We start from the raw sequence: 9,120 nt of genomic DNA, 5'->3' as shown, positions 1-9,120 counted from the left end.
CGGCATGAATCCGCGGATTCTGTGTTCTTCACCCCGCCTCCCGGTCACCCGGTCGGCGTCTTGAGCACGAGATGGAACTCTACACACGAATCCCACCGAACACAAAATCAGGGGTGACACCCGGCGTGCAGCCCCGGGCGGACGGTCGGCTTCCGCGTGTTCTCGCGGATTCCTCGATGGCGTCCGACTCGGTTTGGCACTCCCGCGCCAAGACCGTCGATCGTGACGTGCACCACGCGTCAGGGCGTGACCGTCGAGTCCGGGTGCGGCTGGAGCCACAGGGTGGTCAGCGCCGGCACGTTCACCGTGACGTGGGCAGGCTGGCCCTGCCACTGGCCCTCATGGGCAGCGATCACCTCGGACTGGCCGGTCTGCTCCCGCCAGCCGTCACCGTGGAAGTCGGTTGAGTCCGTGTCCAGCACCACCGTCCACTCCCCCGCGGACGGCACCCCCACGCGCAACCCCTGACGCGGCGACCCCGAGAGGTTGGTGATGCACAGCAGCGGGGCGCCGCCCGGTTCGGCGGCCGGGGCCGCGTCGCCGTCGTCGTCGATCCGCGGCTCCGGCACCACCTGCGCCGCGGGCATGCGGAGGAACACGAGCGTGTTGCCGTCGGCGTCGCCGCCGTCCACCCACGCGAATCCCTCCGGGCTGTGGTCCAGCGACCACAGCGCCGGCTTGCTGCGGTAGAGCGCGTTGAGCTCCCGGATCGTCAGCTGGACCCCGCGGTGCGCCTCGTCCCACGAGACGGGCCAGTCCAGGCCCTCGCCCTCGGACCACTCGCTCGGCTGCGCGTACTCCCCGCCCATGAACAGCAGCTGCTTGCCGGGGTGCGCCCACATGTACCCGTAGTAGGCGCGCAGGGTGGCCAGCTGCTGCCGGCGGTCGCCCGGGATGCGGCTCAGCAGGGAGCCCTTGCCGTGGACGACCTCGTCGTGGGACAGCGGCAGCACGTAGTTCTCCGAGTAGGCGTACACCATGGAGAACGTCCACTGCCCGTGGTGCCACCGGCGGTTGACCGGGTCCTGGGACAGGTAGGCCAGGGTGTCGTGCATCCAGCCCATGTTCCACTTCTTGCCGAAGCCGAGACCGCCCGCGTCCACGGGAGCGGTCACCCCGGAGAAGGCCGTGGACTCCTCCGCGATCATGTGGACGCCGGGGTGCAGGCGGTACACGGTCATGTTGACCTCGCGCAGGAAGTCGATGGCCTCGAGGTTGTGGTTGCCGCCGTGCACGTTGGGCTCCCACTGCCCGTCCTCGCGCGAGTAGTCCAGGTAGAGCATCGAGGCGACGGCGTCCACGCGCAGCCCGTCGATGTGGAACTCGCCGAGCCAGTAGAGCGCGTTGGCCACGAGGAAGTTGCGGACCTCGGTGCGGCCGAAGTCGAACACGAGGGTGCCCCAGTCCGGATGCTCGCCCCGCCGCGGGTCCGGGTGCTCGTACAGGGCGGTCCCGTCGAAGCGCGCGAGCGCCCACTCGTCCTTCGGGAAGTGCGCCGGCACCCAGTCCACGATGACGCCGATCCCCGCCTGGTGGAGCGCGTCCACCAGGTGCTTGAACTCGTCCGGGGAGCCGAACCGGGAGGTGGGGGCGTAGTAGCCGGTCACCTGGTAACCCCAGGACCCGCCGAACGGATGCTCCGCGACCGGCAGGAACTCCACATGCGTGAACCCCAGCCACTGCACGTACTCCACGAGCTGCTCGGCCAGCTCGCGGTAGTCGAGCCCGGGCCGCCACGAGCCCAGGTGCACCTCGTAGATGCTCAGCGGGCGCTCGTGCGGGTCCGTGACGCGGCGGCGCTCCATCCAGGTGCGGTCCCCGAAGGCGTAGTCGGACTCCAGCACACGCGAGGCCGTGGCCGGGGGGACCTCCGTCCAGCGGGCCATCGGGTCCGCCTTCTGCCGCCAGAGCCCGTCCCGGCCGAGGATCTCGAACTTGTAGCGGTCGCCGTGACCGACGCCGGGCGCCAGCAGCTCCCACACGCCGGAGGAGCCGAGGGACCGCATGGCGTGGGTCCGGCCGTCCCAGCCGTTGTGGTCGCCCACCACGCGCACGGCCCGCGCGTTCGGCGCCCAGACCGCGAAGGCCGTGCCGACGGCCTCGTCGGCGGAGGTGCGGACCACGCGGGCGCCGAGCACCTCCCACAGCCGTTCGTGCCGGCCCTCCCCGATCAGGTGCAGGTCCAGCTCGCCGAGCGTGGGCAGGTGCCGGTACGCGTCGTCCTGCTCCTGGACGGGGCCGGTCGTGCCGTCCTCGGTCTCGTACGCCACCTCGACGCGGTAGTCGCCCGCGGCGGCCCCGGCCACGCGGGGCGTCGGGGCCACGCCCGCGAACACGCCGTCGTGCTCGTGCGTCAGCTCCACCCGCTGCCCGTCGCCGGCGCGGACCACCGTGACCGTGCGCGCCAGCGGGCGCAGCACGCGGTAGGTGACCGCGGCGCCGTCGGGATGCGGGTGGGCGCCCAGCACGGTGTGCGGATCGTGGTGCCGGCCCTGCGCGACGGCGGCCAGCACCTCCGGGTCCACGGCGAGCGGGGCGACGGCGGGGCGGGGGGCGGCGGACGGGGTCATGGCGATTCCTGTTCTGGGGACGGCGGGCGTCGGGAGCGGCTCAGCCGTTCCGGACGATCCGCAGGACGTGGGCGGGCTCGACGTGGGGGTCCAGGCGGACGTACGGGGTGCGGCCCCACCGCCAGCGCTGGCCGGTGAGCAGGTCCTCCACCTCGACGGCCCCGGACGCGTCGCGGTCCTCGGGGCGCAGACGCAGCGCCTCGAGGTCCAGGTCCAGGGTCGCCTCGGCAACGTCGTGCGGGTTCGTGGTGACGACGACGATCAGGGTGTCCTCCGCGGGACCGGCGTCGGTGACTGCCTCGGCGTCCCGGTGCGCACCCTCGGGGCGGGCCGAGCGCGTCTTCGAGAACACGAGCAGGTCCGGGTGGGTCGAGGCGTGCAGGGTCAGGTTCTGCAGGTCGCCCAGCGCCGGGTGCGCCGCGCGGATCTCATTGAGCCGGGTGAGGTACGGGGCGAGCGAGGCACCCGCGGCCTCCGCGCCCTCCCAGTCCCGGGGGCGGTACTCGTACTTCTCGTTGTCGATGTACTCCTCCGCGCCCGGCCGGGCCACGTGCTCGAACAGCTCGAACCCGGCGTAGACGCCCCACAGCGGGCTGGCCGTGGCGGCGACGACGGCGCGGATCCGGAACGCGCCCGGGCCGCCGTGCTGCAGGTACTCCGTGAGGATGTCCGGCGTGTTGACGAAGAGGTTGGGGCGGTAGAACGCCGGCGTCTCGTGCGAGATCTCCTGGAGGTACTCCGCAAGCTCCTCGGCGGTGTTCCGCCAGGTGAAGTACCCGTAGGACTGCTGGAACCCGACCTTGCCCAGGGCGTGCATCATCGCGGGACGGGTGAAGGCCTCGGCGAGGAACACGACGCGCGGCTCCTCGGCGCGGACCTTTGCGATCAGCCACTCCCAGAACCACAGGGGCTTGGTGTGCGGGTTGTCCACGCGGAAGATGTGCACGCCGCGGGCCACCCAGCCCCGCACCACGTCCAGCACCGCCTGGGCGAGGCCGTCCGGGTCGTTGTCGAAGTTCAGCGGGTAGATGTCCTGGTACTTCTTCGGCGGGTTCTCCGCGTACGCGATGGTGCCGTCCACGCGGGTGGTGAACCACTCCGGGTGCGCGGTGACCCACGGGTGGTCCGGGGAGCACTGCAGGGCCAGGTCCAGGGCCACTTCGAGGCCCTCGTCCGCGGCCGCGGCCACGAACGCCTCGAAGTCCTCGACGGTGCCCAGGTCCGGGTGCACGGCGTCGTGCCCGCCCTCGGGCCCGCCGATCGCCCACGGCGAGCCCGGGTCCTGCGGCCCGGCCGTCAGCGTGTTGTTCGGACCCTTGCGGTGCGTGGTGCCGATCGGGTGGATCGGCGGCAGGTAGGCCACCTGGAAGCCCATCCGGGCGACCGCCGGGAGCCGGCGGGCCGCCGTCGCGAAGGTGCCGGAGGACCACGTGCCGGAGGCCTCGTCGAAGCGGGCGCCCTCGGAGCGGGGGAAGAACTCGTACCAGGCACCGCGGCCGGCGAGCTCGCGCTGCACGTCCAGCGGGTAGAGCTCGGAGCTCGTGAGGTGCTCCCGCACGGGGCGGGCGTGGAGGACGGCGGACACCTCCGCCGACTCGGCGGAGGCCAGGCGCTGGGCCGGGATGAGCGACTCGTCCTCGAGGCCGCGAACGACCTCCTCGAACACGGCGCGGTCCTCGGCCGAGCGCTCCGCGTCCTCGGCGGCCCGGCGGAACAGGGCGGCGCCCTCGGCGAGCATCAGCTCCACGTCGACGCCGGCGGCGATCTTGACGGTGGCCGCGTGCTTCCACGTGCCCACCGGGTCGTCCCAGCCCTCGACCACGAACTGGTGCAGGCCCGGCTCGGCGGGCCGCAGCGTGGCCACGACCTCGTCCAGCCCGGGCCGGCCCGGACGCATCTGCACGCGCTGCACCTCGGCGCCGGCCGGGTCGAGCAGACGGACGGTGGCGCGCACGGAGTCGTGGCCCTCGCGGAACACGGTGGCGCGGACGGGGATGTCCTCACCGACCACGGCCTTCGCCGGGAACCGGCCGTCCAGCACGACGGGCTGCACGTCCGTCACCGGGATGCGCCCCGTGACGGTCTGGAGGCGGACATCGGCTGCGGTGGCGCTCTGGGTGTCGGGCTTCGCGGTGCTCACGCCACGACGCTACCCCGCGGCCGCGCCGGTGAGAACGGCCGGCCCGCCCGCCCGCCGTGGGGCGGAGGGGCGGGCCGGGGACACGGGGGCGCCGGACGGAGCGCTCAGGACAGCATGGTCTTGTCGTCCACGACGGCACCCTTGATCTTGGCGAACTCGGCCAACAGGTCCGCCGGGGTGCGCCCGGCCTTCTCCTGCTCGTCCAGCTCGAGGATGATCCGGCCGTCGTGCATCATGATCAGCCGGTTGCCGACCTCGAGGGCCTGGGACATGTTGTGCGTGACCATCAGCGTGGTGAGCCGGTGCTCGGCCACCACCTGCCGGGTCAGACGGGTCACCAGCTCCGCCCGGGACGGGTCCAGGGCGGCGGTGTGCTCGTCCAGCAGCAGGATCTTCGGGCCCGAGAACGTGGCCATGAGCAGGCTCAGCGCCTGACGCTGGCCGCCGGAGAGCAGCCCCACCTTGGCGGTGAGGCGGTTCTCCAGGCCGAGCTCGAGCTTCGTGAGCTCGTCGCGGAACGTGGCGCGCCGGGCGCGGGAGACGCCCCGCGAGAGCCCGCGGGCGTGCCCGCGTCGCCAGGCCAGGGCCATGTTCTCCTCGATCGTGAGGTTCGGTGCCGTGCCCGCCGTCGGGTCCTGGAACACCCGGCCGATCGAGGCCGCGCGGCGGTGGTCCGGCATGCGGGTGACGTCCTTGCCGCTTACGGCCACGGTGCCGGTGTCCGGGAGCAGCTTGCCGGCGATCGTGTTCAGGATCGTGGACTTGCCGGCGCCGTTGGAGCCGATCACGGTGACGAAGTCGCCCTCGGCCAGGTGCAGGTCGATGCCCTGCAGGGCGCGCCGCTCGTTGACGGTGTTCGGGAAGAAGGTCTTGGAGACCTGCGAGATCTCAAGCACGGGGGGCCTCCTCGGGGACGGATGCGGCGGGGGCGGCGCCACCCGGCTCGCCGGTCAGGGGCATGCCGGCGGTGGCCGGTGCGGCGGCGGCCGGCCCCGGGGTCGCGGCCGTGCCCCGAGTGCGCAGGCTCAGGCGCTTGGCGAAGCCGAAGCGCGGCAGCAGCAGGGCCACGACGACGAGAGCCGCGGAGATCAGCTTCATGTCGTTCGGGCTCAGGCCCGCGTTGAGGGCGAACTGGATGATCAGGCGGTAGAGCACGGCGCCGACGATCACGGCGAGCGTCGCCCAGAAGACCGTGCGCTGGCCGAACACGGCCTGGCCCACGATCACGGACGCCAGGCCCACGAGGATGAGGCCGATGCCCATGGAGATGTCCGCGAAGCCCTGGTACATGGCCAGCAGGGAGCCGCCGAGGGCCACGAGGCCGTTGGAGATCATGAGGCCGAGGATCTTCATCCGGTCCGTGGAGACGCCGTACGAGCGGATCATCTCCTCGTTGTCACCGGTCGCCTGCAGGGCGAGGCCCAGGTCCGTGTGCAGGAACCAGTCGAGGATCAGCTTCACCACGAACACGCCGAGGAAGAGCACGAGGATCGAGCCCCAGTTCCGGGCCAGGCCCAGGTCGTCGAGCCACGTGAACAGGGTGTCCTGGCCGAGCAGGGGGATGTTGGCCTTGCCCATGATCCGCAGGTTGATCGAGTAGAGCGCGATCATCGTGAGGATGCCGGCGAGCAGGCCGTCGATCCGGCCCTTGGTGTGCAGCAGGCCGGTGACGAGGCCCGCGAGCGCGCCCGCCACGAAGGCGGCGAGCATGGCCAGGGGCACCGGCGTGCCGCCCGTGATGAGCACGGCGGCCGTGGCGGCGCCGGTGGTGAACGAGCCGTCCACCGTGAGGTCGGGGAAGTCGAGGATGCGGAAGGTCAGGTACACGCCGAGCGCGACGACGGCGTAGATCAGACCCAGTTCCACTGCGGTCAGCATGGGGTGGGTGCCTTTCGGGCGGTGCGAGGGGGACGGACGACGGCGGGCGGGGTGGGCCGGCCGTCGACGTGCTCCGCGGCGGCCCGGACCTCGTGGTCCGGGCCGCCGCGGAGGCGGGTCAGGCGCGGGATCAGCCCTCGACGAGCTGGTCGGCCCTGTCCGTGAGCTCGGCGGGGATCTCGACGCCGTAGGCCTCGGCGGCCTTCGGGTTCAGCACGAGCTGCAGGTTGGCCGGGTCGGCGTAGCCCACGGGCAGCTCGGCCGGCTTCGCGCCGTCCTTGAGGATCTTCACGGCCATCTCGCCGGCCTGCTTGCCGTGCGCCTCGTAGTCGATGCCGTACGTGCCCAGGGCGCCGCGCTCGACGGAGTCGATGTCCGCCGAGATGACGGGGATGCGCTGCTCCTTGCCGTAGCCCACCACGGTCTCCAGCGCCGAGACGACGGCGTTGTCCGTGGGCACGTAGATGCCGTCCACGCCGGACAGGGACTGCACGCCCTGCTGGACCTCGGACGAGTTGGTGATGGTGGCCTCCTTGACCTCGAGGCCCAGCTCCTTGCCGGCCTCCTTGGCCTGGCCCACCTGGACCTTGGAGTTGGCCTCGCCGGAGTTGTAGACGATGCCGACGGTCGTGGCGTCCGGCTTCACGTCCTTGAGCAGCTGCAGCTGCTCCTTGACCGGGTTGCGGTCCGAGACGCCGGTGACGTTGCCGCCCGGGGCCTCGTCCGAGGCCACGAGCTCAGCGCCCTTCGGGTCGGTGACCGCCATGAACACGACCGGCTTGTCCTTCACGGCCGAGGCGGTGCCCTGCGCGGCGGGGGTCGCGATCGCGGCCACGAGGTCCACGTCCGCGTCGTTGGCGAAGGTGGAGGCGATGGAGGTGACGGTGGCCTGCTCGCCCTGGGCGTTCTGCTCCTCGAACGTCACGTCCAGGCCGGCGTCCTTGAACGCCTCCTTGAAGCCCTCGGCCGCACCGTCGAGCGCCGGGTGGGAGACGAGCTGGTTGATGCCCACGGTGTAGGAGCCGTCGCCGCCGGCGGCGGAGGACGAGCCGGAACCGCCGGAGCCGGAGTCGCCGCACGCCGTGAGCCCGAAGGCGGCGACGGCGAGGGCGGCGGTGAGGGGGAGGGAGCGGTGCTTCATGAGACGGACCTCGTTCTGATGGTGCGGTGCGGGATGCGCTCGCCGACGGGGGCCCGTCGGACACAGTGCAGACACTGTGCGCGGTGACACGCATCACGGGCAAGACGTGCGCGCATTCACGCGACATCCTGCCATGTGATCGGCGTCACCGTGGACAGTCTGCCCCCGTCGGCGCCGTGCGCGACACCCGCGTCCCGCCCGGCCGTCATCCCGGGCGGGACGCCGTGGAGGTCAGCGCCCGCCGGCGCGCTGCACCGAGATCTCGTACAGGGAGATGCCCACCGCCATCGAGGCGTTGAGGGACTCCATCGTCGAGTCGATCGGGATGGACACGATCTGCTGGCAGTGCTCCCGCACCATGCGGGACAGACCCTTGCCCTCGGCCCCCACCACGAGCACGAGCGGCTCCGTGGCCAGGGCGAGCCCGGGCAGGGAGACGTCCCCGCCGCCGTCGAGGCCCAGCACGAAGTAGCCGGCCCTGTGCAGGTCGACGAGGGTGGTGTTCAGGTTGCCGGCCTGGGCCACGGGCACCCGCGCGGCCGCGCCGGCCGAGGTGCGCCAGGCGGTGGCGGTCACGCCGACGGAGCGGCGCTCGGGCACGATCACGCCGTCCGCGTCGAACGCGGAGCCGGCCCGGATGATGGCGCCGAGGTTGCGGGGGTCGGTGATGCCGTCGAGCGCGATCAGCAGCGGCGGGGTCCGCAGGTGCCCCTTCTCGTGCTTCGCGAGCGCGTCGAGGGCCAGGGCCGTGGCGTCCGCGTACTCATAGGGCGGGATCTGCAGCACGATGCCCTGGTGCACGGCCTCGCCGGAGAGGCGGTCCAGCTCCGGCTTGGTGTTCTCCAGGACCGGCACGCCCTGCTCGAGGCAGAGGCGCAGGGCCTCCTTGACGCGGTCGTCCATCTCGATGCGCACGGCCACGTGCAGCGCCTTGGCCGGGATGCCCGCGCGCAGCGCCTCGAGCACGGGGTTGCGACCGGAGACCGTCTCGTCCGTGAGCTTCACGCGGCCGCGGACCTGGTCCTTCACGGGGCCGCGCTTGGCGGCCGAGCGCTCGGCCAGCTGCTTGGCGCGGTGTGCCTTGTGGTAGACCCGGTCCTCGGCCTTGGGGGTGGGTCCGCGGCCCTCGAGCGCCTTGCGGCCGTGGCCGCCGGTGCCCTTCATGGGGCCCTTCTTGCCCTTGGGCTTGCGGGATCCGCCGGAGCGGGGGGCGGTGGACATGGCGGGACTCCTGCGTGCCGGGGACGGGGGCGGCGGCACGCGGGGCGCCGCCGGATCGCCCTCCAGTCTAGGTGTCAGTCCGCCAGGCGCCATGTGGCGCCGTCGGCGCCGTCCTCCACCACGACGCCGGCCGCGGCCAGCGCGTCGCGGATGCGGTCCGCGGTGGCCCA

General features: G+C 72.5%; 6 protein-coding genes. All 6 read right to left on the bottom strand.

The features are described 5' to 3' along the window. Window positions 1-239: 239 nt before the first annotated feature. A complete protein-coding gene (glgB, locus tag D8M29_RS05595; RefSeq protein WP_036341447.1) occupies window positions 240-2,570 on the bottom strand; it encodes a 1,4-alpha-glucan branching protein GlgB in 2,331 nt (776 codons plus the stop codon). Window positions 2,571-2,610: 40 nt separating this feature from the next. Next, on the bottom strand, window positions 2,611-4,710 hold the full coding sequence (locus tag D8M29_RS05590; RefSeq protein ID WP_127435279.1) for an alpha-1,4-glucan--maltose-1-phosphate maltosyltransferase: 2,100 nt from the start codon (window positions 4,708-4,710) through the stop codon (window positions 2,611-2,613). Window positions 4,711-4,814: 104 nt separating this feature from the next. Next, on the bottom strand, window positions 4,815-5,606 hold the full coding sequence (locus D8M29_RS05585; RefSeq protein ID WP_002855120.1) for an ABC transporter ATP-binding protein: 792 nt from the start codon (window positions 5,604-5,606) through the stop codon (window positions 4,815-4,817). After that, a complete protein-coding gene (locus tag D8M29_RS05580) occupies window positions 5,599-6,588 on the bottom strand; it encodes an ABC transporter permease (RefSeq protein ID WP_036341456.1) in 990 nt (329 codons plus the stop codon). The genes D8M29_RS05585 and D8M29_RS05580 overlap by 8 nt, the downstream gene beginning before the upstream one ends. Before the next feature lie 130 nt (window positions 6,589-6,718). Continuing rightward, a complete protein-coding gene (locus D8M29_RS05575; RefSeq protein ID WP_127435280.1) occupies window positions 6,719-7,729 on the bottom strand; it encodes an ABC transporter substrate-binding protein in 1,011 nt (336 codons plus the stop codon). Between the two features lie 231 nt (window positions 7,730-7,960). Further along, on the bottom strand, window positions 7,961-8,950 hold the full coding sequence (rlmB, locus tag D8M29_RS05570) for a 23S rRNA (guanosine(2251)-2'-O)-methyltransferase RlmB (protein WP_036317879.1): 990 nt from the start codon (window positions 8,948-8,950) through the stop codon (window positions 7,961-7,963). Window positions 8,951-9,120: the final 170 nt, after the last annotated feature.

This window comes from Micrococcus sp. HSID17227 (genome assembly GCF_003989405.1).
Classification (GTDB): Bacteria; Actinomycetota; Actinomycetes; order Actinomycetales; family Micrococcaceae; genus Micrococcus; species Micrococcus luteus.
The sequence above is the reverse complement of the archived record's forward strand: the minus strand, read 5'-3'. Positions and strand labels throughout refer to the sequence as shown.

Excerpts from the sequence above, each read along its gene's own strand:
- D8M29_RS05575 (WP_127435280.1), bottom strand. The coding sequence starts at position 7,729 with ATGAAGCACCGCTCCCTCCCCCTCACCGCCGCCCTCGCCGTCGCCGCC.
- rlmB (WP_036317879.1), bottom strand. The coding sequence starts at position 8,950 with ATGTCCACCGCCCCCCGCTCCGGCGGATCCCGCAAGCCCAAGGGCAAG.
- D8M29_RS05580 (WP_036341456.1), bottom strand. The coding sequence starts at position 6,588 with ATGCTGACCGCAGTGGAACTGGGTCTGATCTACGCCGTCGTCGCGCTC.
- glgB (WP_036341447.1), bottom strand. The coding sequence starts at position 2,570 with ATGACCCCGTCCGCCGCCCCCCGCCCCGCCGTCGCCCCGCTCGCCGTG.